This window comes from Occallatibacter riparius, assembly GCF_025264625.1.
Classification (GTDB): Bacteria; Acidobacteriota; Terriglobia; order Terriglobales; family Acidobacteriaceae; genus Telmatobacter; species Telmatobacter riparius.
This window is the reverse complement of sequence record NZ_CP093313.1, coordinates 403356-427377: the sequence shown is the minus strand read 5'-3', so window position 1 is coordinate 427377 and position 24022 is coordinate 403356. Positions and strand designations below refer to the sequence as shown.

The window sequence follows — 24022 nt, the reverse complement described above, 5'->3', positions numbered from 1 at the left end:
AGGCAACCAATAGGTTTCCTATTCTGATTACGCAACTGAATGGTTGCATATCGCGATGAACGATGACACGGTGTTCAAGGCTCTGGCGGACGCAAGCCGACGCGAACTCCTCGACCGGCTACGCCACAAGAACGGCCAGACATTGGGCGAACTCTGCGAAGGCCTCGATATGACCCGTCAGGCAGTCGCAAAACACTTGGGGATTCTCAAAGAGGCGAACCTGGTCTCGTGGAAGCGGCAGGGAAGGGAAAGGCTTCACTTCATCAACCCGGTACCTATCAACGCAATCGCCGAACGCTGGATCAGCAAGTTCGAGCACCCGCGCCTGCAGGCGCTATCGAGACTGAAAAAGAATCTGGAGGGCAAGCAATCATGAGCAAATCATCCGAAAGCAGCTTCGTATATGTAACCTTCATCCGCACGACTCCGGAGAAGCTATGGTCTGCGCTGACCGATGCCAATCAGATGAAGGACTACTGGTTTGGCATGCAAATCATCAGCGACTGGAAGCCCGGAGCCGCATGGCAAATGCTCTTTCCTGACGGCAGAGTGGCAGACACCGGAGAAATCCTCGAGCTCGATCCGCCCCATCGGATCCAGCTCAAGTGGCGCAACGAGTTTCGTCCGGAGCTTAAGGCCGAAGGCTTTGCCCTGTGCACCATCGATCTGGAGCCCTATAGCGAAGCCGTGCGGCTTACCATCGCACACTCCATCGAACTCGCTGAGTCGAAGTTCATCCAGGCTGTTTCAGGCGGATGGCCGAAGATTCTGTCCAACCTCAAGTCTTTGCTCGAAACGGGCAGCGTCGTCCTGACGCAAGCCGATCATTCTCACAGCCGATGAAGTGGCATGAATCCGATGCCACAAGGTCGCGGCCTTTAGGCAGTTACCGCGACCTTCCGGCTCCTCGATGTTCGCTTGAAACTGATGTGGCGTTGCAGCAGCACCGCCGCCGCGCCACGCAATCGCGCCGCTTCGCCATCCGACACGATCGCAATCTTCGGCTGCGCGCCGCCCACCAGCCGCTTGGTGAGCTCAGCACGCACAATCGGCCCCACCGCATCCCACCGCAGCGTAATATCGCCCACAAACAGGATCAGCTCCGGATTAAACCCTGCCGTTACCACGCGCATTCCGCGTCCAATCCATTCGGCCTGCCAATTCAACGCCGCGCGTGCCGCCTTGTCGCCATTCGCTTCGAGGTTCAGAAGGTCCTGGATCGTTGCAGCGCCCTTTCCCTTCATCTCTTCGTGGAAGTAGCGCAACGCCGCCCGGCATGAGGCGAACATCTCCCAGCAGCCCACCTGCCCGCACGCACATCGCGGGCCCGAGTCGGAAACCGTCACGTGCCCCAGTTCGCCTGCCAGCCCTTCGGCGCCTTCCATCAGCGTGCCATTCACAATTGCCGATGCCCCAACGCCTTCAGCAATCGTGATCAGCACCGCATTCTGCACTCCCTCCAAATGCCCGAACCACACCTCCGAAAGCAGGCAGGCGTTTGCGGCATTCTCCAACTCCACCTGAAGTTTGAGCGCCTTCTGCAGCGTTCCGCGAATATCGAAACCCACCCACGGAAGATTTGGCGCCCACGCCAATTTGTGCGTGATCTTGTTCACGCGCCCTGGCAGGCTGATGCCCACTCCCTCCCACCTCTTTCCCGGGAAGTTGGAACGAAGCTGCCGCATCCCCGCTGCGATCAGCTCAACCCCCTCCTTCGCATCCGCAATGATCGGGACTACGGCGCGATCGAGGAACCTGCCGTTCAAGTCGACCACCGCAAGAATCGCCTTGGTGGGCCGCACGTCGGCGACTAGGAGGAGCAGGTCGTCATTCATCGTCAACATGGTTGGACGGCGGCCTCGCTCCGTCTTAACCACAGACCCCTCGCGAGCCCACCGCTCCTCAATGAGCTCATCCACAATCGAGGAGATAGTTGATCGCTGCAACCCAGAACGGCGAGCGATATCGACGCGCGAGATCGGCTGGTTGCGCCTGAGTACTTCGAGCACCAGATCGCGGTTACTGTCGCGAATCGGAGACATGGCCTGGGCACGCCCCGATGAGCGATCCTTCGGAATCAGGCGCGACGATCGATTGCGTTCATTCACAGTGGATATATTTCGCAGAGACATCGCAAATCAGAATAGTAACTCCATCTGTCTAAAGAAAGTGATAAGAATCACTAAGAACGACCCAAAGAAAACCTTGATTGTGCAGGGGCATGACTTTCCTCCTTGCGGACCGCTAAAATCGAACCCGAGTTCCGTCGAGCGGATGGACTAATTCCCGGGCGAGGTCCCATAAATGCGAATAGATCGTCGTTCCTTCCTGCAGATGACAGCTTCCGCGATGGCGGCCGCTTGCACGTCAAGCACAGAAGCGCAGAGCGCGCCGCACTCCGTTCGCATTCGCAGCAGCCAGCCTGGACACGTCGTTCCGCCGAACTTCGTCGGTCTCAGCTATGAACTGGCGCAGCTCAGCGAACCGGCCTTTTTCTCTCCGCAGCACCAGGACCTCATCGCAATGTTTCGCAGGCTAAGTCCGTCAGGCGTCCTGAGAGTTGGCGGCAACACCAGCGAGTTCTGCTGGTTCCGCGCCACGCCGGCTACGCCCGCCCCCAAACTCCACGTCCCCCCGGGCGACCTGGCGCAGAATTGGATGCCGCACCGCCTGTTCGCCATCGAACCAGCAGCGATCGATGCTCTCGCCGGCTTTCTCCAGGCAACCGGCTGGACGGCCATCTACGGCCTCAACTTCGGCAACAGCACGCCGGAACGCGCTGCCGCTGAAGCGGCCTATGTACACAAGAGACTCGGCTCGAAGCTCGCGTTCTTCCAGATCGGCAACGAGCCCGATCTTTATCAGAAAGCCAGCAACGGCACGCGTCCGCCCGGTTGGGGGTTCGACGATTACGTACGCGAATGGCTTGCCTTTGCTGACGCCGTCAGCGCGCGCGTGCCTCAGGCACGCTTCGGAGGTCCAGACACTGCGGCCGCGTCCGACTGGGTGATTCGCTTCGGCGACGAAGTTGCGCCGAAGCTCGGCGAGCGTCTCGTGGCCCTGAGCGGTCACTACTACGCCGAGGGTCCACCCAACGATCCGCGCGTCACCACCGAGCGTCTCCTCGCCGGCGATCCCAACGTCGAGCAATCTGCGCGCGAAATCGTCCGCACCGCCGATGCGCATCACCTGATCTATCGCATGTCAGAGGGGAACTCGTGCTATCGCGGCGGCAAGCCCGGCATGAGCAATGCCTTTGCCGCATCTCTCTGGGCCGCCGATTATCTGCTGACGCTGGCGAGTCTTGGCTGCGCTGGCGTTAATCTTCATGGCGGAGACAGCCGCTTCCTCTCCGCTGGTCTTGGCGATCACAATCCCGGCCTTGAAGCCGCGGGCAATAAGAAGCAAAGCGCGCCCAACGGTTTCTACACGCCCATTGCAACGGAGCAAGGCCAGCCCGCCGAACCGCGCCCCGTCTTCTACGGCATGCAACTGGCACAGCATTTCGCGGGCGGCAGCATGCTTGCCGTCGAGTCGGCACAAGACCCGATGCTGCGCCCATACGCAGCCGAAAAGAACGGCGGCATAACCGTCGCACTGGTCAACAAATCATCCTCGGCCGACAGAGAAGTTGCCATCACTGTCGAGAGGCCGTTCTCCCGCGCGGGAATGATGCGGCTAACCGCCCCCGCGCTCGATGCAACCACCGGCGTCGAATTCAAGCGAGCCGACGTGAGCACCGACGGCACGTGGGATCCGCGAACAGAGGTGATGAAGACACGCACCAACTCGCTGCGGATCACCGTGCCGGCTGCAAGTGCCGCGGTCCTGTTCCTGCGTTGATACACCTGAGTCAGCTACGCGATCTCATACGGATGGCGTTGATGGCGCGAAAGCAGGCTCGCGGCAATGTCATCGCCCTTGATCGCCTCCGTCTCTGGATCCCAATGAACGTGATGATCCGTCTTCATCGCAATCCAGTGCAGCAGGCACGTCGTGCACGCGCGATGCCCAATTTCAACCGGAGCAGTCGGCGCCTTACGCGAATGAATGCAATCCAGCCAGTTGCCATGCTGATCATCCGACGTGTACGGATGAAACTCATTCGGCCCAATCTCGGAATCCAGAATCTTCGGATCGCTTGCGCGGATCGGCACAATCGGCACCTGCTTGTCACTCGCTGACGCGGTCGGCGTCGTCATCCCATCGCGGCACACGAAGATCCATCCTTTGTCGCCGATCCACTTAATGCCGTTTTCGAACTCACCCGAGATGGTCATCACCACGCCATTCGCATAGCGGCCATACGTTTTGAACGGCCCGTGCACATCCCATAGTCCCTGCTGCGGAAACTCCGCGCTTCCCCAAATCTCAACAGGCCCGGTGAGTTCCGTATCCATGCCCCAGTGTGCTGTGTCCACGTGATGCGCGCCCCAGCCGGTAATCATGCCTGCGCCAAACTGCTCCATGCGCAGCCACCCCGGCCGCGAGAAATCATTCGTAGGCATCACGCGATCCAGCGTGTACGGCACCTCCGGCGTCGATCCCAGCCACGCATCGTAGTTGAACCCCGCAGGAACCGGCATCGTCTCAGGGTCGCCGCCCGCGGGATCCCCCGGCAGCCCGACCTCAACCTGCTTCACCGTTCCGATGCGACCATTGCGCACCAGCGCCACCGCGCGCGCGAACTGCTTCCATGACCGCTGCTGAGATCCGATCTGCACAATCCGTCCGCTCGCCTTCACTTGATCCGCCATGACGCGGCCTTCATGAATAGTCAGCGAAGCGGGCTTTTGCAGATACACATCCTTGCCTGCCTTCACTGCAGCAACAGCAAGTCGCGCATGTTGATGATCCGGCGTCGAGATCAGCACGGCATCAATCTCTTTATTCGCCAGAAGCTCTTTGTAATTCGAGTAGACCTTCGTGCCCGTGTAAGGTTTGCCGAGCTTCTCCGTGTAGTGCTTATTGACAAACTGCTTGCCCAACTCCACTCGCTGCTCGCTCAAATCGCACACTGCGACGATGCGGTTGTCACGTCCCGCCACGCCCGTGAATTGCATCACTCCGGGCATATCGTGGCCGCGCGAGATACGTCCCACGCCGATCGCCCCAATGGTGATGCGATTCGACGGAGCGGTCGCTCCAAACACTGACTTAGGCACAATGGTTGGAAATCCCACGGCAACACTCCCGGCAACCGATCCCTTGATAAAGTCCCTGCGTGACGGTTTCATCTGCATCTCCAAAGCAAATCAGGCCCGGCTCTCCCAGGCGAGGTGAGCGTGCGTTGCATGCATCTGCGCTTTGATTGAAAGCTCGGCGGCCAAAAGGCACTGCGTCTGGTCCTGCGCGGTGTGCGTGCGATTCACGATGTCGCTCACAAACTGCGGACCAAACGGCAGCGTCAGGTTGTTGCAGTCGATGTACCTGGCTTCCTTCTGATCGACAATGAACAGATTGTTCCCCTGCTTGCTTACTGCGACATTCGTGTATTTCCTGAGCTCGATGTAGCCCTCCGTCCCCAGCACGAAGAGCCTTCCGTCTCCCCAGGTGCCTAGGCCATATGGCGTGAACCAATCCAGCCTCACGTAACCGAAGCCGTTGTTTCCGCGCAGCATCATGTCGCCAAAATCCTGGAATTCCGGATGGCTCGGATGCCGCACATTCGCAACCTGCGACGCAACCACCTCGGCCTGTGTCGACCCGGTGTAGTACAAGAACTGATCCACCTGGTGTGAGCCAATGTCGCACAGAATCCCGCCGAACTGAACGTCCTTCCAGAACCACGCCGGCCTGCCGTCGATTGATCCCGCACTTCCCGCATCGCTGCCCGGCTTCTGCCGAATCTGATGCGGTGCGATGTTGATCGTCTGAATCACATTCCCGATCGCACCCGCTTGAATCAGTTCGCCGGCCTTCACCGCGGCCTTCACCTCCAGCCGCTCGGAATACATGATGGCGTAAATGCGCTTCGTCGCGGCGATGGTCTCGCGCACTTCCTTCAGCTGCTCGAGCGTAGTGATACCCGGCTTGTCCGAAAGGAAATCCTTGCCGGCCTTCATGCACCGAATCCCGATCGGCGCGCGCTCGTTGGCGATCTGCGAACTCAGCACAAGCTGAATCGAGCTGTCGTGAATGACCTCGTCCTGCGTCTTCGCCACCGCCACGTCGGGGTATCGCTTCTGAAACGCCGCCAGCAGTTCCGGCTCCAGCGCCCACACCTTCGTCAGAACGCCTCCGCCGCGCTTCACCGCTTCAATCATCCCGTAGATATGCGGATGGCTGATGCCGCACACGCCAAACTTGATGGAATGTTGCGGCGGCGCATCCTCTGAAAAGGGAAGTACCTCCTCCCGCACACTGTCGCCAGAAATCACTGGCGGAGCAGCCGCGAAAGAAGGAAGAGCAGAAATCATGCCGGCAGCAGAAAGATTGCGAAGAAATGCGCGGCGAGGGAGAAGGGAATCAGCATCCATGAGGGCCACTCACAATAGGAGAGTCAGGCGCGCCACCAAAACTAGAGAGCGGCGAATCCGCCAGTATTTTACGGGAGGAGCCGGTCATCCCGGCCCTCCCTGCTGAGCAATTCACGCGTTCCGTGAATCGCAGGCTGTTGATAGCGCCCTAGAAGTTGAACTTCAGGGCGAGCTGGATGATGCGCGAATCCGCAGTTGTGCCCACATTGCCTGTGGCCGTGCCGATCGTCGACCGAATGCTGCCAAAGGCCGCGTTTGCCACCGTCGTGTTCGGGTCACTGAACTGCGGATGGTTGAAGATATTGAAGAATTCGCCGCGGAACTGGAAATTCAAGTTCTCGTGCGATGAGAACGGGTAAATGTTCTTGATGAGCCCCGTATCCGCGGTCCAGACGTTCGGCCCGCGATAGGTCCCCTTGCCAACATTGCCGTACTGTCCATCTGGCTTATCGGTGTTGTTCACTCCAGGGACATAGAACCGCGATGTGTCAAGCCAGGGTGAGCAGGCAAAGAATTTCCCCGGAGTTCCAGCTGGGCATTGAGTTGGGGTTCCCCTGCTGCCGAGCTGGCCCGCAGGGCCGACGTAATCTGCACGATCGAGATTGTTGCCCGTGGTTGAACGGTCTTTTCCTGCCAGGATCGTCAGCGGATCGCCGGAGCTGAACGAATAGATACCCGTCCATTGCCATCCGCCAATGACGTTGCGAACCAACGCATTCGAGTTAGTCAGCTTGGGCAGATTCCATACGTACGAAACCACCACGTGGTGTCTCCGATCAAAGGTTGCTGGTCCGGTTTCGAACGCATGCTGCCTCGGATCATAGAAGGACATTCCCGATCCGATGCTCGATCCGATATCGGTGATCCCGCCATTCTCCGCCAACCCGTAGTCGTTCGCATGCGAGTAGGTGTAATTGCCAAGCAGCGTGATCTGATTCAGGAGGCCTCCGTTCCCCGTCGCCCGCTTCTCCAAATCGAACTGGAGACCGTTATAGCCATTGGCCCCCGTGTTCCGGTTCTCGTAAATTACGGCGAACGGCTGGAACGGCCTCCGCGTCTGCAGTGAAGCGCTGCTGCCGGCCGTGTAAACGCCCGGGTTGAGGTTCACATCCTGGCGCAGATGCGTACCGCGCGTGCCCACATACGAGGCGTGCATCACGGTATCTGCGCGCAGTTGGCGCTCAAATGTGACGTTCCAGTCGTAGATCTCCGGCGTTGTCCACTTGACCCCCGGCTGCAGGCTGAACACCGTCGGGTTCTTTACGAACGTCGCATCTTTTGGAGCGGTCTCCAAGGTATAGCGCTGCGGAAAGCCGCTGGTGAAGTTCGGATACGCAGCCAGAGGATCCGAGAGCGTACCAATCTGCGAGGGTCCCGTTGTTGAGTCGTTGAGGTCGATGCGCAGGCTGAAGGGCGCGGAAATTGCCGCATCGTTCAGGAATAATCCGGGCAGCCGCGAGTAGTAGAACAGACCGCCTCCCGCGCGCAGAGACATCTTGCCCGATCCGGTCGGGTCCCACACAATGCCCACGCGAGGAGCAAAGTTGTTGAAGTCGCCCGTCTGGCCACGATCCGGCACGCTGATGCCGTTGTACTTGTCGCCGATGAAGAACAGGCCCGCAGGGGCGCTCGGAATAATCGCCGATTGAACACCGGCAGCTTGCGCATCAGGACGGAACTGCTCGATGCGCCCCCGGGTTTCCTTCATCACCTGCTGCGGTTCCCAGCGTAATCCGTAATCCAGCGTGAGCCGCGGCGACACCTTCCACTTGTCATTGAAGAACACGCCCATCGGGTTCTCGCGCGAGTCGGAGAAGTCGCCCGATGTCTGGGTGAATGTGTGCTGATAGCCGAGCAGGAAGCTCGCCATCGACAGTCCCGTCACATCGCTCGTGAAGTTGAAGCTGCCATTCTCCAGATCGGTATTCCGGATGATCGACTGATCCAGTTCCAGATCGTAGCCGAACGTCATGTCGTGCTTGCCTTTGTTCCAGTCAAGCACCTCGCGAAGGTCATAAGTGTTCCGGATGAACTTCGCATCGGTGAAGCCGCCCAGCGTGAAATCGCCGGCAACACCGAAGTTGCGCATGCCGCTCTGCGCCGTGGGCAGTTGCCAGATGTTCGAGCCGAAGGTCTTCATGTCCGGCACCGTGCCCCCCGGTCCGCCCTGCTGGCCGCGATCTGAGGCCGAACGTACAAAGTCAATGATCGTGTTATTCACCAGTTGCGGCGAAATCACCCACGTATAGCCAATCGCCCAGTTCTGTGTTGTGACCGTTGATCCAGGCCCTGCCGTCAGCAGGTCTTTGCCGTCATAGGTTGGCGCGTGACGGTACTTGTTGAGGTAAAACCGTCCAAACAGACGGTCCTGACCGCGAAACATCTGCTCTACCCTAGTGATGTACTCGTCGAAGTTCTGCTGCAGCGGCGTGCCGAACGTCACCGACCCATTCGTCGATCCCGCCGGCAGCACCGGCAGATTCTTCGCCATGTTGAGGGCTACCGGGTCAAGCGGTCCGATGTTGGCGTTGCTGGCATAAGGGGTGTGCGTGAACGGATTGGTAATGACGGTGTTGGGATTAGTGAGCGAGAAATTTCCGTTCAGGTTATCCGCCGTCGGCACAATCGCGTTCGTGGCATTGTTCACGCTGCGAATGATCGTCTTCTGCCACCCAAAGAAAAAGAAGGTAGTGTTCTTGTGAATGGGACCGCCAACAGTTGCGCCGAACTGGTTGCGCTTCAACGGATCTACCGTCGGGGCAAAGTAGTTGCGCGCGTTGAACGCGCCGTTGCGAACGAATTCAAACAGGTCACCGTGGAAATTGTTGGTGCCTGACTTGGTCACCACGTTCACAACGGCGCCGGCATTATTGCCATACTGCGCGTCGAAGCTGTTCGTCTGAACACTGAACTCCTGTAGCGCATCAGGGAACGGAAACGGATTGTTCGTGTTGCTCATCAGATCCTGGTTGTTGGCCCCATCCAGGTTGTAGCCAATCTGATCGGGACGCGCACCATTCACCGCGATCGCTTCGGCGCCAGGAACCTGCTTAGTGTCACCCTGCAGCGTACCGGAGTTGTTCGCGATCGCTGTCGTTGCCCCGGGCACTAGAAGCGTGAGATCGGCCGCGTTTCTGCCGTTCAGTGGCAGATCGCTCAGCCGCGAGCTCTCAATCACCTGGCTCAATTCCTGGCTCACCGTGTTGACCGAGACATTCGATGCTTCCACCGTGATCTGCTGCGTTTCCGACCCGACCTGCAGATGAATATCGAGGTCACGGATCTGATCGGCGAGCAGCACCACATCCTGCACATATTGCTTGAAACCTTGCGCCTGCACCGACACCGTGTAGGTAGTAGGGGGTAGCGAGGGGAAGTTGAACTGACCGGCGTTATTCGTCGCTGCCGTGCGAACGGTTGAGGTGTTCTTTTGGGTCACCTTCACCTGGGCTCCGCTGACGATCGCGCCCGATGCATCCGTTACCGTTCCGGAGATCGCGACGTTGCCTCCACCCTGGGCGGACGCTCCTAATGTGAATGTGAGCGCCCCGAGGAACACCCACATCCGAATGGCCCACCGTAGATAGGTGGAACCTGCCTTTGACCTGCGTTGCATACGTTGGCCTCCCTGTTCCCTGAATCCGTCTTTCAATTTTGCATTTGTTCGAGACTTGAACTAAAGGGCGCGCGAAGTGTACGTCCCCTGAGAGACGCCTGTCAACGCCCCTGTTCCGGCGCGGAGGGAAGCTTGAATGAGCCGCAGGAAAAGCCCTTTAATTTGTGGATAGTACGATTGCCTGCCGTTCGAGCCATGGAGCACGAGTTACGCGAGAGGGTAGGGAAGCCGGCAAACTGCACGTCAAGCTCGGCCGTAACTCATCGGACGAGCTTTTGGGCCAAACTCCTTCTCTAGAATTTGTCATTCTGAACTGCAGGTGAAGAGCCTGCTTTTGAATACCCACTTAACCACGCACCCGAGTGCCGCACCCTAAACGTGTTTAGAGTGGTAGAGCTGCTCCGCCGCCATCCAGGCATCGAATTCCGCCAGCGCTCTCTCGCACTGGATCCGCTTGCGTTCCTTCTTATCCCGCACCTTCTTGCGCGTCTCTTCCTCAAGGGGCACCAGCAGATCGAACGTGATGTTCGCCGGCTGAAAATGCTTCACATCGGCGTGCGTAATGTAGTGCACCAGCGACCCCAGCGCCGTTCCCCGCGGAACCGGCACGGGCTCCTCTCCGCGAGAGATTCCAGCTGCGTAGATCCCCGCCAGCATCCCCGTCGCAATCGACTCCGTATATCCCTCGACGCCGGAAATCTGCCCCGCGAACAGAATCGCCGGCCGTTCCTTCAGGCGCAGCGCCGCATCCAGCAGCGCAGGCGCACAGATATAGGTGTTGCGATGAATCTGCCCGTACCGCAGGAACCGCGCGTTCTCGAGACCGGGAATCAACCGCAGCACCTTCGCCTGCTCACCATACTTGAGGTGATTCTGGAACCCGACCAGGTTATAGCTGTCCGCCCGCAGATTCTCCTTGCGCAACTGCACCACCGCCCAAGGCGTCTTCCCGGTCCGCGGATCGCGCAAGCCCACTGGCTTCATCGGCCCGAACCGCAGCGTATCCCGCCCGCGCCGCGCCAGCACCTCGATCGGCAGACAGCCCTCAAAATAGTCGCACTTCTCCCACTCCTTCGACTCCGCGGCCTCCGCACCCACCAGCGCCTCATAAAACGCGTCATACTCCTCGCGGTTCATCGGGCAATTGATATAGTCGGGCGTGCCCTTATCCCACCGCGCGGCAAAGTACACCCGCTCCATATCGATCGTCTCGGCATCCACGATCGGCGAAATCGAGTCATAAAACGCCAGGTGCTGCGATCCGGTAATCCTCTGAATCTCCGTGCCCAGCGCATCTGACGTTAGCGGCCCCGTCGCCACGATCGTCAGCCCGTCGTAATCCTCCAGCGAAGTCACTTCCTCGCGAACCACCCTGATCCGCGGCTCCCGCTCGATCGCCTCCTGGATCCGCCGCGAAAACTCCACCCGATCCACCGCCAGCGCATGCCCCGCCGGAACCGCTGTCTCATCGGCCATCTTCAACAGCGCGGACCCATAGCGCCGCATCTCCTGCTTCAGCAGCCACGGAGCCGTATTCTCCGATTCGCTCTTCAGCGAGTTCGAGCAGACCAGCTCGCCGAAATCCGTGGTCCGGTGCGCCGGCGTCAGCAGCGGTTTTCCATCCACCACGTGCCGCATTTCATAAAGCTCCACCTCGCAGCCCAACCGGGCCGCCGTCAGCGCCGCCTCCGGCCCCGCCAGCCCTCCGCCAATCACCCGAATCTTCCTCAATGTCGTTTTGCCTTTGCTCTTCTTGCTGTCATTCCCGATAGGGAATCTGCCGTTCCAGGCCAGCCCGGACACGGACCCTGGGGTGCCCCATCCTAAACGCGTCTTTTGCGTTTAGGGTGGGAGATCACAAACCTCAATTCAACTAACTGCGAAGCCGCAGTCAGCCGCACCGCAGGTGCCTGCCAATTTGCGCAGCGCCTCTCCACTCACCCGCACGTTCCGCCACGTATCCAGGAACTCCGCTCCGAGCCCCCCATAGAAATCGATGGCTGGCTGGTTCCAGTCCAGCACCTCCCACTTCATCCGTGCGCAGCCCTTCTCCAGCGCAATCGCCGCCAGCCGTTGCAGCAGAGCCTTGCCGATCCCCAGTCCCCGGAACGGTGGATCCACGAACACATCTTCCAGGTACAGCCCCGGCTTCCCCAGCCACGTCGAGTAATCGTAGAAATACAGCGCAAAACCCGCCGGCTGCCCGTCGCGCTCCGCGATTAAGCACTGAAAGTAAGGAGTTTCCCCGAACCCATGCCGCAGCAGGTCCTCTTCGGTGGCCTCCACGGCGTCCGGCTCGCGCTCATACATTGCCAGCGCACGGACAAACCGCAGAATCAGCCCCACATCCTCGGCCGTCGCCGCCCGAATCGTCGTTCCCATGTCTTTATTCTAGGCTGTGATCTATGCCACAATCGTCCGTCCGGCTGACGCACTAACATAGTCTGTTGGTGCAGCTCTTTTTCGGCCGCACGCAACCGTTTGCGCCTCAGCCGTGTTCACATCCATATACGGCAGCGCACCCTTGTCGAGAGGTTGCGCGAGGGTTTAACTTTGGCTGTGCTGGACGATCTGTATGCGGGACACTTTGTTCAGCTTTCTGACTCATCACATCTTCCCGCAAGCTTCGCTCCTCGTCCTCGCCGCCCCGTGCGCGAAGGTCGAGTGAGATTGATTTTTGAGTCCGCGGCCCTGGTGGCTCGCGGTGCTCCAAGGAGATAAAACGATGAAACGGATCCTCTCACTTTGCCTCGGGCTGGTGGCCTTTGTCGCTGTCCCCGTGATGGCCCAGGCGCCTGCCGCCGCACCCACGGGCAAAATCCACGGACACGTCATTAATCCCACCGGCGCTCCGCAGGGTGCCGGCAACGTAACCGCTCTGCCGTCTGGCAAGGACAAGGGAGATGTCTTCCAGGTCAACGCTCAGGGCGAGTTCACCGGCGAAGTTCCGGCCGGTACTTACACGCTCGTCTTCCGCATGCCTGACACCCCCCAGGACAAGCAGGTCGACAAGATCGAGAACGTCAAGGTCACTGCCGGTCAGACCACCGAGCAGGACATCGACATGTCCCGCGAGGCCTACGTCAAGACCCTCCCCGCTGATCAGCAGAAGCAGCTCGAGGACATGAAGAAGCACAACTCTGAGGCGCTCAAGGCCAATGAGGTCATCAAGCACCTCAACGCCGACCTCAAGACTGTCGCCGACGACATCCACGAGGCCGACGCAACCAAGGACCCCGCAGCCAAGACAGCGAAGTTCACTGAAGCCGAACAGTTGATGCTGAAGGACACCGCGGCCAAGACCGACGCCTCCATCCTCTGGGCTCGCCTCTGCCAGGCCGAGGTCGGCCTCAAGAAGTTCGACGACGCCATCACCTCCTGCAAGAAGGCCGTCGATCTCGAAACAACCTCGAAGAAGCCCAATCCTGAAGTGCAGGGACTGGCGCAGAGCATTCTCGGCGAAGCGTACGCCCGCACCGGCAAGGTTGAAGATGCGAACGCCGCCTACGACGCCGCTGCCAAGGCCAATCCCCCCCAGGCCTCCTTCTATCTGAAGAACCAGGCCGTCATCTTCTTCCAGCAGAACAACGCCCAAGCCCAGATCGCCGCGGCCGACAAGGCTATTGCCGCCAACCCCAATCCCAACGACCCCAACCTGGCCATCCTCTATTACCTCAAGGGTCAGGGACTGGTCGGCAGCGCCACCATGGGACCCGACCCCAAGAACCCCAAGCAGCAGATCATCATTCTGCCTCCGGGCTGCGCTGAAGCCTACCAGAAGTACCTCGAATTGGCGCCCAACGGCCCCTATGCCGCCGATGCGCAGGGCATCCTGCAGCAGGCCGGCCAGAAGGTCAGCTCCTCCTACAAGGCCGGCAAGAAGTCGTAGCCGCACGAGCCCGGGTGCCCCATCCTAAACGCGCTTTGTGCGTTTAGGGTGGGAGACCACCGCCATCCCGGTTACCGGAGAAAGCATAAGGGCGCTCCCAATGTGGAGCGCCCTTTGCTTTTGCACAGCAGGGCCGGCTCGAGATAAATCGCCTTACTTCACATCCACAAATCCGGAACAGCATGTTAGCTTGGGGCAAAGGAGCAGTTGTATCCCAACCCATGCGCATCCGTCTCGGAGTCTGCCTCCTCCTGGCCCTCGCTTCCGTTCCCAGCCTCTTCGGTGCCGACGTCAACATGCAGGTCACCGACAAGAACTACCTCAACACCCAGGGATTTAGCGTTTTCCTTTACGACAGCACCTATCATCCCGTCTTCGTCGACCAGAAGAACACCGCCATGGAGATGATCCTCCACGGCCAGCGCATCGCCACCAACGGCGACGTGCGCCTCATGCCCACCCCCGAGCAGTGGGACCTGGTCGCCACTCTCAAAGGCCGTCACGCCGACAAGGAGAACAACCGCCTCACCGCCAACCTCGCGTTCCCGAGCTTCGATCTGAGCTACACCCTCGAAGTCGCAGCGGAACCCGGCGGCGTGAAGGTCAGCATCAATCTCGACAAGCCTCTACCCGAGAAGCTCGCCGGCCGCGCCGGCTTCAACCTCGAGTTCCTGCCCTCCATCTACATGGGAAAGGCCTACCTGGTCGACGGAACCAAGGCCGGCATCTTCCCGCGCACCCCTGATGACCCAATGGTCAAAGTGATGCCCTTGGTCGACGAGCCCAAAAAGGCCTACTACCTCGAAGACTGGGACAAGGCCAAGGGATACACCCAGCCGCTTCCGTTTGCGCAGGGCAAGACCATCACCCTCGGCGTCGACGACGCCCTCGCCCGCGTCAAAGTCACCTCCGACACCTCCGACCTCATGCTCTTCGACGGCCGCAACCGCGCCCAGAACGGCTGGTTCGTGCTCCGCTCGCTTATCCCCTCCGGCAAGACCACCGGCGCCATCGTTTGGCACATTCACCCCGACGTCATTCCCAACTGGACGCGTCCCCCCATGGTCGCGCACAGCCAAGTCGGCTACGTGCCCGAGTTCTCCAAAGTGGCGGTCATCGAACTCGATCCCAAGTACGACGCGCCCAAAACCGCCAAAGTGCTGCGCCTTACTGAAGACGGCTCCTACAAGCAGGTATTCGAGGGCCCCATCACCCCCTCAATCCCCTGGCTGCGCTACGTCTATTCGAAATTTGACTTCACCCCGATCAAAGACCCCGGCCTCTATGTCATTGAGTACGCCGGTCAGCGTACCGCGCCCTTCCCCATCTCCAAGGACGCATACGCCAACATTTGGCAGGACAGCCTCGACCATCACATTGCCGAGCAGATGGATCACGTCGCCGTCCGTGAAGGCTACCGCGTGTGGCATGGCGCTTCTCATCTCGACGACGGCCGCATGGCCCCCGTCGTCGGCGAGCAGTTCGACGGCTGGAACCAGGCCACCGCTACCGACGGCAAGTGGAAAGGCGGCGATCACATCCCCGGCATGAACGTCGGTGGCTGGTACGACGCCGGCGACTTCGACCTCGAGGAGCCCGCGCAGCTCAACGTCATCCAGAGCCTTGCTCTCGCCTACCGCGAATTCAACCTCAAGTACGACGAGCTCACCGTCGACGAAACCACACGCCAGGTCGAGATGCACCGCCCTGACGGCGTGCCCGACACCGTCGAGCAGGTCAAGCACGGCGCACTCCTCATCCTCGCGCAGTTCCACAACATCGGCCACGCCATCCGCGGCACCCACGAGCCCGATCTCCGCCAGTACACCCACCTCGGCGACGGAGCCTCGAAAACCGACGGCCGCATCTATGACCCCAAGCTCGGTCCCAACGAAGTCAAGGGCGACTACTCCGGCCGACCCGACGACCGCTGGATCTTCACCACCAACAATCCCTTCTTCCAGTGGAACGCCATCGCTGCCCTCGCCGCCGCCTCCGACACGCTGAAAGGCTATGATGACGCGCTGGCCAAGGACTGCCTCGACACCGCCATCAAGGCTTACAACGACGAGAAGGCCCACCCCACCCCCTTCCCCTCCGGCGGCTGGGGCGGAGCCCCCGGCAGTGCTCCGGCCAACGGCGTCCTCGCCGCCTCGCAGGGCACGACCGCCGGCGCTCAACCCCATTCCAACCCTCCGGCATCCAGCACCCCACCCCCTCCCCCCGCCGGCGCTCGTGGCAACTTCGGCCCGGCGATGGAATGGACCGCAACCCTCGAACTCACCATCGCCACCCATGGAGCCGAACCCTACAAGTCCCGCCTGAAAGAACTGTTCCCGCAGATGATCACCCCGCAGCGCATGGATTTCGGCGGCTGGACCGCCGTCCGCGCCCTGCCCTGGCTCGACCCCGCAGCCAAAGACCAGATGCACGAAGCGGTGAAGACCTACATGGAAGGCTTCGACAAGAAGATGGAAGCCACCCCCTTCGGCGTACCCCCCAGCCTCGGCACCTGGGGCGGATCGGGAGCTGTAGTCGACATGGCAATCCGCATGTACTTCCTGCACAAGGCTTTTCCTGACCTCGTCGGTCCCGAATACACCCTCCGCGCCGTCAACTACATCCTGGGCACGCACCCCGTCTCCAGCACCTCGTATGTCGCCGGCGTCGGCACCGTCTCCAAAACCAAGACCTACAGCAACAACCGCGGCGACAACGCCTTCATCCCAGGCGCTGTCATTCCCGGCTACATCATCATCAAGCCCGACTTCCTCGAGTGCATCGACGACTTCGGCTTCCTCTGGTTCGAAGACGAAGCCGTCGTCGCCGGCTCAGCAAGCTGGGTAGTAGCCGGCAACGCCGCCGAAGCCCTCACCCACGAATCGAAGTAACGGTACGCGCCCCGGAAAGTCCGCGTCCCGTCAGGGCTGCGGCGAAGGCGGGAAAATACAGAGCCCGCCAGCCCCTGCCCGCTCCCCCACAAATTTGTCATTCTGACCCTGAGTGCAACGAAGCAATTGGCCGCACTGCAGGCGCCTCACCTACCCCTGTGCCCCTCATCACAGATTCCCGGAAACACAAGCTCCTAACATTCCAGCGGTTAGGGTGCGACCCCATTTCCACGGATTCTCGGCCAGGGCCTCTGGGCGCGGCGCAACGTGGGCCCCTTTCACTCGCTCGTTCCTCTGGCTCTCCAGTTCAAAGGGAGGCGGCTGATGACCGATCCAAGCGAGTTCCTTGCCAGATTCAGCGACACAACCGACAAAACCACGCAACTCTTCGCCAAACGACTGCAAACCGCCACGCAGCGATTCAATGAGCATGTAAACGAAGTCCGCAAAGACCTCTTCGACCTTCAGCAAAAAACAGCGCTGCCGTCCGATTTCTTCCAGCAGTGGACGCAATACACCACCGACTTCGCACAACGCTGGATCCTCTACTGGGACACCCTTCGCCAGCGCGGCGACAACTTCATCGCGCACGAGCAAGCCGGCAAGCCGCCCGTCCTTCATTTCGATTACGAGCTAATCGTCGACGCGCGCACCTTCGATCGGCCAGCAAACTACGCTCTGCTCCGACTCCTGCCTCCGGCCGGCGTCACCACCGATCCCAAGCGCCGACCCTACATCATCATTGACCCACGCGCTGGCCACGGCCCTGGCATCGGCGGATTCAAAGACGACTCCCAAGCTGGCGTTGCTATGCGCGACGGCCATCCCGTCTACTTCGTCATGTTCTACCCGAAGCCGGTTCCGGGCCAGACGCTCCTCGATGTTTGCGCCGCAGAAAAGCGCTTCGTCCGCAAGGTGCGCGAGCTGCATCCTCACAGTGCCAAGCCCGTTGTCATTGGCAACTGTCAGGGAGGCTGGGCCGCCATGATGCTCGCCGCCTCGGATCCCGACTCAGTCGGTCCCCTCGTCATCAATGGCGCGCCCATGTCCTACTGGGGCGGCTCGTGGAGCGAAGGCGAAGGCGAAAACCCCATGCGCTACTCCGGTGGCCTGCTCGGTGGCTCCTGGCTGTCCTCCTTTGTCGCCGACCTTGGCGATGGCATCTTCGACGGCGCCAATCTTGTGCTCAACTTTGAAGACCTCAACCCTGCCAACACCTTCTGGGACAAGTACTACAACCTGTTCGCCAATGTAGACAACGAGCCCGAGCGCTTCCTCGACTTCGAGCGCTGGTGGGGCGGATACTCGCTCCTCAACAAACAGGAGATCGAGTGGATCGTGCAGAATCTCTTCGTCGGCAACCGCATTTGGTCCGGCAGCAAGACCGACCTCGGAGGCATGACCTTCGATCTGCGCGACATCAAGTCGCCCATCATTCTCTTCGCCTCCATGGGCGACAACATCACTCCTCCGCAACAGGCCTTCAACTGGATAGCGGATATCTACCACTCCACCGACGAGATCAAAGCGCGCGGCCACGTCATCATCGGCCTTGTACACAAGAGCATCGGCCACCTCGGCATCTTCGTCTCCGGCAAAGTCGCCAAAAAGGAATACACCGAAATCGTCTCCGTCTTGAAGACGATTGAAATGCTACCCCCCGGCATCTATGGAATGCACATCATCGAAAGCAAGGACGAAGATGGCAAGCCGCAGTACGATGTCGAATTCATCGAGCACAGTCTCGAAGACATCACCGATCGCCTCAACCGCTTCAAGCGCCAGGACGAGCGACCCTTCCAGGCCGTCGCCGACATATCCGAGTTCAACCAGCGCGCCTACGATCTCTTCCTCAGCCCCATCGTGAAGAGCTGGTCCAACCAGTACACCGCCATGATGGGCCGCCTCTTCCACCCCATGCGCTTCCAGCGCTGGGCCATCTCCAACCTGAACCCATGGCTGTGGTGGCTCGAGCCCGCAGCCGACAAAGTGAAAGAGAACCGACAGCCCGTTGCTTCCGACCAGGAACTGCGCAAGTTCGAACGCGGATTCTCCGACCTCATCAGCGCCTCGCTCGACTACTACCGCGACGTGCGCGACGCCGCCAGCGAGGCCATGTTCTTCCAGACCTACGGAAGCCTCGTCTCACACAAACCCCAAGCCGATGTAAGTCAACAATCCAGCGATGACGATCTCACCGCCTCCGAAAGAATCGCCAAAGCAGTCTCGCAGGGAGGCTACGCCGAAGCCATTGCGCGTGCCGGCTACCTGCTCTCGGCCAGGGGAAAGCCCCTCCCGCTCGCGCAGTTCGAACTGAAGAAAAAGCTGATCGCAAAGTACGGCCATCTGATTCCCAAGGTCACGCCCGAACAGATGCGAATCATTCGCGGCAACCAGGAAGTCATCTGCCGTCACGCGCCTCAAAGAGCTTTGAAGACTCTGCCGTTGCTGCTCTCAACGCCTACCGATCAGGAGAACTTCCTCACCCTCATAGAAGCCGTTGTCGACGACTACTCCGCCACCTTCGGCATGACAGAAGAACAGAGCACCATGCTGCAGCGCATTCGCGACGTTCTCCATGTCCCCGAACAAACCCCTGAATTGGCCCGCGTCTGACCGTACGAACCAACTGGGCCGGGCTGACTCTAACAGAGAAATCGCCACGGCCCAAACAACGCATGTTCCCGCCACCGCTGGAGGAAACTACGATGTCGCTCCTTATCCCACAGCCAGTGCTGAAAAACAAGAAAGCCCTCGTCGTCGGCATCGCCAACGAGCACTCAATCGCATGGGGCTGCGCCCGATCATTTCACGAACTCGGCGCGGATCTCGCCATCACTTACCTCAACGAGAAAGCGAAGAGTTATGTAGAGCCGCTGGCCGAGTCAGTCTCTGCACCCATCTTTATGCCGCTCAACGTCTCTGCTCCGGGCGAACTTGAAGCAGTTTTCGCCCGCATCGAGCAGCTTTGGGGCTCGCTTGACATCCTGCTGCACGCCATCGCGTTTGCCCCCAAAGAAGACCTCCAAGGCGGCCTCCTCGACTGTTCCGCGGAGGGCTTCGCCAAGGCAATGGACGTCTCCTGCCACTCCTTCATTCGCATGGCGCGCCTCGCCGCCCCGCTCATGAAAGACGGCGGCTCGATGTTCACCATGACCTATCACGGCGCCCAGAAAGTCGTGAACAACTACAACGTCATGGGTCCCATCAAGGCAGCGCTCGAAGCAACATGCCGCTACCTCGCCTACGAGCTCGGCCCGAAAAAGATTCGCGTGCACGCCATCTCTCCCGGCCCTCTCAAGACCCGCGCCTCTGGCGGCCTGAAAGACTTCGACCTCCTGCTCAACGAAGCCGGACAGCGCGCTCCGGTTGGCGAACTCGTCGACATCATGGACGTCGGCTTCACCTGCGCGTACCTCGCCACACCCTACGCCAGGCGCGTCACCGGCGAGACCATGTACATCGACGGCGGCGTCAACATCATGGCCTGAGTCGTTTGCCCCGGATATCTCCCACCGAAAGGGGGCGCCGCTAGTCCGTGCGCAATGCCGTCAACGGCTCCACGTTTGCGGCGCGGCGCGCCGGCCAGGCGCTTGCTGCCAGCGCAACACACGCCACTCCCCCAATCGCCAGCGCATAGCTCGCTCCATCGAGCGGCGTCACACCATACAACGATGAGGTCAACGCACGCCCCACCAGCATGGCCGAGGGGACGCCCACGGCCACGCCGATCGCCGTCAGTACGAGTGAGTCCTTCAGGATCATCCAGACCACCTGCCCCCGGCGCGCGCCCATGGCCATACGGATTCCAATCTCCGCCGTCCGCCTGCTCACGCGGTAAGCAAGCGTGCCGTACAGCCCTGCGGCCACCAGCGCCACCGCCAAAATTCCAAAGAATCCCGCCAGGCGAGCGAAGAGCATTTGGCTGGATATCGTCAGATCGTATTGCGCCCTCTGCGTCATGGGCTGAATCAGTGGCAGCGTAGGGTCCATCTGCTGCACCACCTTGCGCGCGGCAGGCAGAATCGCCAGCGGCTCGCCATGCACCCGCAGCTCCACGTCCATTCTGCCGATCACCGGAATCTGCGCATACTCATACCACGCCATCGGAATCGGCTCTTCGTCGATGCTCCGGAATTTGTGGTCCTTCACCACGCCCACAATCGTCAACGGAAATCCCCGGCGCTCCGTTTCGATGACGTGGCCCAACGGATTCTGGCCGGGAAGGAAACGCCGCGCAAACTCCTCATTGATGATGCCCACATGCAGAGAGCTCGCCGTATCACTGTCGGCAAAGTCCCGGCCTTCAACCAGAGGCACACCGAGCGTCCCAAAAAAGCCAGGCCCGACTACATTAATGCGCACCCTTCGCGACCCGCCGTTTGGCACGTCCGGTAGCTTCCCGTTCACCCGCATCTCCGTGTTGTCGGATGACCACGATCCGATGCGCCACATCATCAATCCCACTGACTCCACGCCCGGAATCTGCCGCAATTTCACCGTCAGGTCGCGGTAGAACTCTCTCCCTTGTTCCAGCGAGTGAATCTCCGGCTTCACGCCAAACACCGCCAGCCCGTCCGTGTTGAATCCCAGAGGCGTGTTCTCAAGACCCCGCAGCGTGCGAATCAAAAGTCCCGCGGCCACCAGCAGAACCACGCAGATTGTCATTTGCAGAACCACGACAATTCTGCCCATGCGCGTTTTCCCCGTGTCGGCGCCGGAAACCGCTGCCGACGTCTTGACGGCCAGCGATGGCCCCGCTGACATCGCGATGCGCAAAGGCACGGCTCCGAACAGAACCACCGCCACCGCCAGAACCGCCACGGTGAATCGCAGCACCGCGCCATCCGGCGCCAGGCTCGCTTCAATCTGAGCCCACGCGCCCAGCGCTCGGGTGGCATAAATCGCGAAAATCCACGCCAGCAGTCCTCCCGCTGTCACCAGCAGCAGGCTCTCCGCCAGCAGCTGTCGAAGCAGATCGCCGCGCCCGGCGCCCAGCGCCAGTTTCATGCTGAACTCGCGTTGCCGCGTCGTGTTGCGCGCCATCAGCAGCATCGCCACATTGGTGAGCGCGATCAGCAGCACCAGCCCCACCAGCCCCATCAGCATTCGCAGCGGTTTGCCATACTGCTCGCCCAACGCAGGGAACCCCCTGGCATCGCCCAGGCTGAGCACCGGTTTGTTTTCGCCCGCCGCCGGGGCGCCCAATCCCTCATACGCCGCCGCCTGAAACACCGGCTGCATTTGCGCCAATGCCTGCGCCTTTGTCACCGCTGGCCGCAGCCGCCCAATCAGTCGCAGACACCACCACGTTGGATTGGTGATGTACACCTTGCCCTCATCCAGCGGATTGCCCCACGCATTCAGCTCCGGCCGGCTCTGCAGCGGAATCCAGAAATCCGTGGATCGCCCCGCTTCCAGCCCCTCAAAGCCGCGCGCCGCGACCCCAACAATCGTTAGGCCGACGCCGTTGGCATACAGCGTCGTGCCCAGCACATCAGGACTCCGCGCAAATCGCCGCGTCCAATAGGCATCGCTGATTACCGCGAACGGCGCGTGATCCTTCTCGTCGTCTTCAGTGAATCCACGGCCTCGCTCGAGCCTTACTCCTAATCCGGAGAAAAAGTCGCCGCTCACCATATCCCCTTCGGCTTCCTCCGGCTGCGTACCAATGCGCACCGCCACCTTGCTCGCTGAAAGCGGCACATACGCCATCACCGTTTCCATCGCGCCATTCTGGTTTCGCAGCGCGGCGTAAACCGGGTACGAGAACGTGTCGTGAGCCCCCACCGTCCCGGTCCCATGCGGTGCATGCGTCGTCTGCAGATACACCAACCTGTCCGCATCGTTCACCGGCAGCGACCGCAGCAGCACCGCGTGCATCACGCTGAACACCGCCGAGTTTGCGCCCACCCCCAACGCGAGAGTCACAACTGCTGTAATGGTGAATCCCGGGCTGTCCACCAATGAGCGAAGCGCATGCTTCAGATCGCGCAGCCAATGGTCCAGCGAGGCCCAACGGCCCCGCATGTGGAAGCGTTCCTGCTCCCGGCGCACGCTGCCGAACTTCAATCGTGCTTGCCGATGCGCCTCTTCCTCGCTCAAGCCCTCGCGCTGCAGTTCCTCGGCCTCCAGCTCAATGTGCGCTTGCAATTCTTCAGAGAAATCTTTCGCGCTCCGCTTCCGCTTGAACATGCTCATGCCTCCTCGGATTGGCCATCAAGAATCAGGCCCACCGCGCGCGTCAGCCGCCGCCACTGGCTCGCCTTCTCCGCCAACTGCTCGCGCCCCTGATCGGTGAGCGAATAGAAGCGGGCCTTGCGGTTGTTCTCGCTCACGCCCCACTTGGCGCGAACCCAGTTCTTCTCTTCAAGCCTTTGCAGAGCCACATACAACGATCCATGTTCAACCAGAAAGACATCTTCTGATTGGGCCTGAATCGATCGTGCGATGCCCTGGCCATGGCACGGACCGAAGACAAGGCTTTTGAGGATCAGCAGGTCAAGGGTGCCCTGCAGCAGGGAAATGCGGTCGTCGTTGTTCTCTCGGGTCGACATTCTTCCCAAGCATCTACCCGTTTGGGTAGAATGTCAACCCAAGAAAGCAAAAAAGGGAGGTGAGTGCCCCGCGTTCACGGCCCCCACGCAAACTGCCCCGATATCACGAAGAAGACTCGCGGCCGCTGAGACGCTGCCCTCGCGGGCCGCCTGGATGCCTATGTCATATCAGCTCTATGCTTGACGATATATATCGTAAGTAATATATAGTTCCTCGCTAATGAACGATTCAAACTCTAGCCTCGAGCAGAAGTTCCTTCCACTGAAGCCGAATTGGTTCCACGTCCTGCTCTCGCTGGCCAACGAAGAGCAGCACGGCTACGCCATCATGCAGGAGGTACTGGAGCGCACAGATGGGAAGGTTCGGCTGTGGCCGGCGACGCTCTACGGCACATTGGAGCGTCTGCTCGATGCGAGTTTGATTGCAGAGGCAAACCGCCGACCTTCGGCGGACGAGGATGATGCACGGCGTCGCTACTACCGGCTAACTCCGTTGGGGCGACGCGTGTTGGCTGCTGAATGTGTACGCCTTGAGGATCTGGTTCGCGTAATCCGCGCCAAGCGCCGGGCCGCCGAATCGGAGGCATGAT

The 24022-nt window shown here is 60.4% G+C and carries 16 protein-coding genes; 8 read left to right on the top strand and 8 right to left on the bottom strand.

Annotated elements, in window-relative coordinates:
- The first annotated feature begins 70 nt into the window (after positions 1-70).
- Positions 71-376, top strand: coding sequence for an ArsR/SmtB family transcription factor (locus MOP44_RS01465; protein WP_260794119.1), 306 nt, complete (start codon positions 71-73; stop codon positions 374-376).
- On the top strand, positions 373-843 hold the full coding sequence (locus MOP44_RS01460; RefSeq protein WP_260794118.1) for an SRPBCC family protein: 471 nt from the start codon (positions 373-375) through the stop codon (positions 841-843). Before MOP44_RS01465 ends, MOP44_RS01460 begins: the two co-directional genes overlap by 4 nt.
- A gap of 35 nt (positions 844-878) precedes the next feature.
- On the opposite strand, the gene MOP44_RS01455 is transcribed toward MOP44_RS01460, so the two are convergent.
- Positions 879-2132, bottom strand: a complete 1254-nt coding sequence (locus MOP44_RS01455; RefSeq protein ID WP_260794117.1) for an ROK family transcriptional regulator — start codon at positions 2130-2132, stop codon at positions 879-881.
- 172 nt (positions 2133-2304) lie between these two features.
- On the opposite strand from MOP44_RS01455, the gene MOP44_RS01450 reads away from it, so the two are divergent.
- Positions 2305-3843: a glycosyl hydrolase family 79 C-terminal domain-containing protein gene (locus tag MOP44_RS01450; protein ID WP_260794116.1), complete on the top strand. Its 1539-nt coding sequence runs from the start codon at positions 2305-2307 to the stop codon at positions 3841-3843.
- A gap of 14 nt (positions 3844-3857) precedes the next feature.
- Here MOP44_RS01450 and MOP44_RS01445 read toward each other — a convergent pair whose 3' ends face one another.
- From MOP44_RS01445 to MOP44_RS01425, 5 genes are all read right to left on the bottom strand, one after another.
- A complete protein-coding gene (locus MOP44_RS01445) occupies positions 3858-5237 on the bottom strand; it encodes a Gfo/Idh/MocA family protein (RefSeq protein WP_260794115.1) in 1380 nt (459 codons plus the stop codon).
- A gap of 18 nt (positions 5238-5255) precedes the next feature.
- Positions 5256-6419, bottom strand: coding sequence for a Gfo/Idh/MocA family protein (locus MOP44_RS01440; protein WP_260794114.1), 1164 nt, complete (start codon positions 6417-6419; stop codon positions 5256-5258).
- A 208-nt stretch (positions 6420-6627) separates the two neighbouring features.
- Entirely contained in the window at positions 6628-10095 is a 3468-nt protein-coding gene (locus tag MOP44_RS01435; RefSeq protein ID WP_260794113.1) for a carboxypeptidase regulatory-like domain-containing protein, read from the bottom strand.
- A gap of 372 nt (positions 10096-10467) precedes the next feature.
- Positions 10468-11826, bottom strand: coding sequence for a methylenetetrahydrofolate--tRNA-(uracil(54)-C(5))-methyltransferase (FADH(2)-oxidizing) TrmFO (gene trmFO / locus MOP44_RS01430; protein WP_260794112.1), 1359 nt, complete (start codon positions 11824-11826; stop codon positions 10468-10470).
- A gap of 138 nt (positions 11827-11964) precedes the next feature.
- Positions 11965-12477, bottom strand: coding sequence for a GNAT family N-acetyltransferase (locus tag MOP44_RS01425; protein WP_260794111.1), 513 nt, complete (start codon positions 12475-12477; stop codon positions 11965-11967).
- A gap of 343 nt (positions 12478-12820) precedes the next feature.
- Between MOP44_RS01425 and MOP44_RS01420 the strand changes: the two genes are divergently transcribed.
- From MOP44_RS01420 to fabI, 4 genes are all read left to right on the top strand, one after another.
- Positions 12821-13984, top strand: a complete 1164-nt coding sequence (locus tag MOP44_RS01420; RefSeq protein WP_260794110.1) for a carboxypeptidase-like regulatory domain-containing protein — start codon at positions 12821-12823, stop codon at positions 13982-13984.
- Between the two features lie 221 nt (positions 13985-14205).
- Positions 14206-16875 carry a glycoside hydrolase family 9 protein gene (locus tag MOP44_RS01415; protein ID WP_260794109.1) on the top strand — a complete coding sequence of 890 codons (2670 nt, stop codon included), beginning with the start codon at positions 14206-14208 and terminating at the stop codon, positions 16873-16875.
- A gap of 324 nt (positions 16876-17199) precedes the next feature.
- Positions 17200-19491, top strand: a complete 2292-nt coding sequence (locus MOP44_RS01410; protein WP_260794108.1) for a DUF3141 domain-containing protein — start codon at positions 17200-17202, stop codon at positions 19489-19491.
- A gap of 92 nt (positions 19492-19583) precedes the next feature.
- Positions 19584-20366 carry an enoyl-ACP reductase FabI gene (gene fabI, locus MOP44_RS01405; protein WP_260794107.1) on the top strand — a complete coding sequence of 261 codons (783 nt, stop codon included), beginning with the start codon at positions 19584-19586 and terminating at the stop codon, positions 20364-20366.
- A 40-nt stretch (positions 20367-20406) separates the two neighbouring features.
- Here fabI and MOP44_RS01400 read toward each other — a convergent pair whose 3' ends face one another.
- Together MOP44_RS01400 and MOP44_RS01395 are read right to left on the bottom strand one after the other, a co-directional pair.
- On the bottom strand, positions 20407-23070 hold the full coding sequence (locus MOP44_RS01400) for an ABC transporter permease (RefSeq protein WP_260794106.1): 2664 nt from the start codon (positions 23068-23070) through the stop codon (positions 20407-20409).
- 2 nt (positions 23071-23072) lie between these two features.
- Positions 23073-23432 (bottom strand): PadR family transcriptional regulator, encoded by a 360-nt coding sequence (locus tag MOP44_RS01395; RefSeq protein WP_260794105.1) that lies wholly within the window; start codon positions 23430-23432, stop codon positions 23073-23075.
- A 220-nt stretch (positions 23433-23652) separates the two neighbouring features.
- Between MOP44_RS01395 and MOP44_RS01390 the strand changes: the two genes are divergently transcribed.
- On the top strand, positions 23653-24021 hold the full coding sequence (locus MOP44_RS01390) for a PadR family transcriptional regulator (protein ID WP_260794104.1): 369 nt from the start codon (positions 23653-23655) through the stop codon (positions 24019-24021).
- Position 24022: the final 1 nt, after the last annotated feature.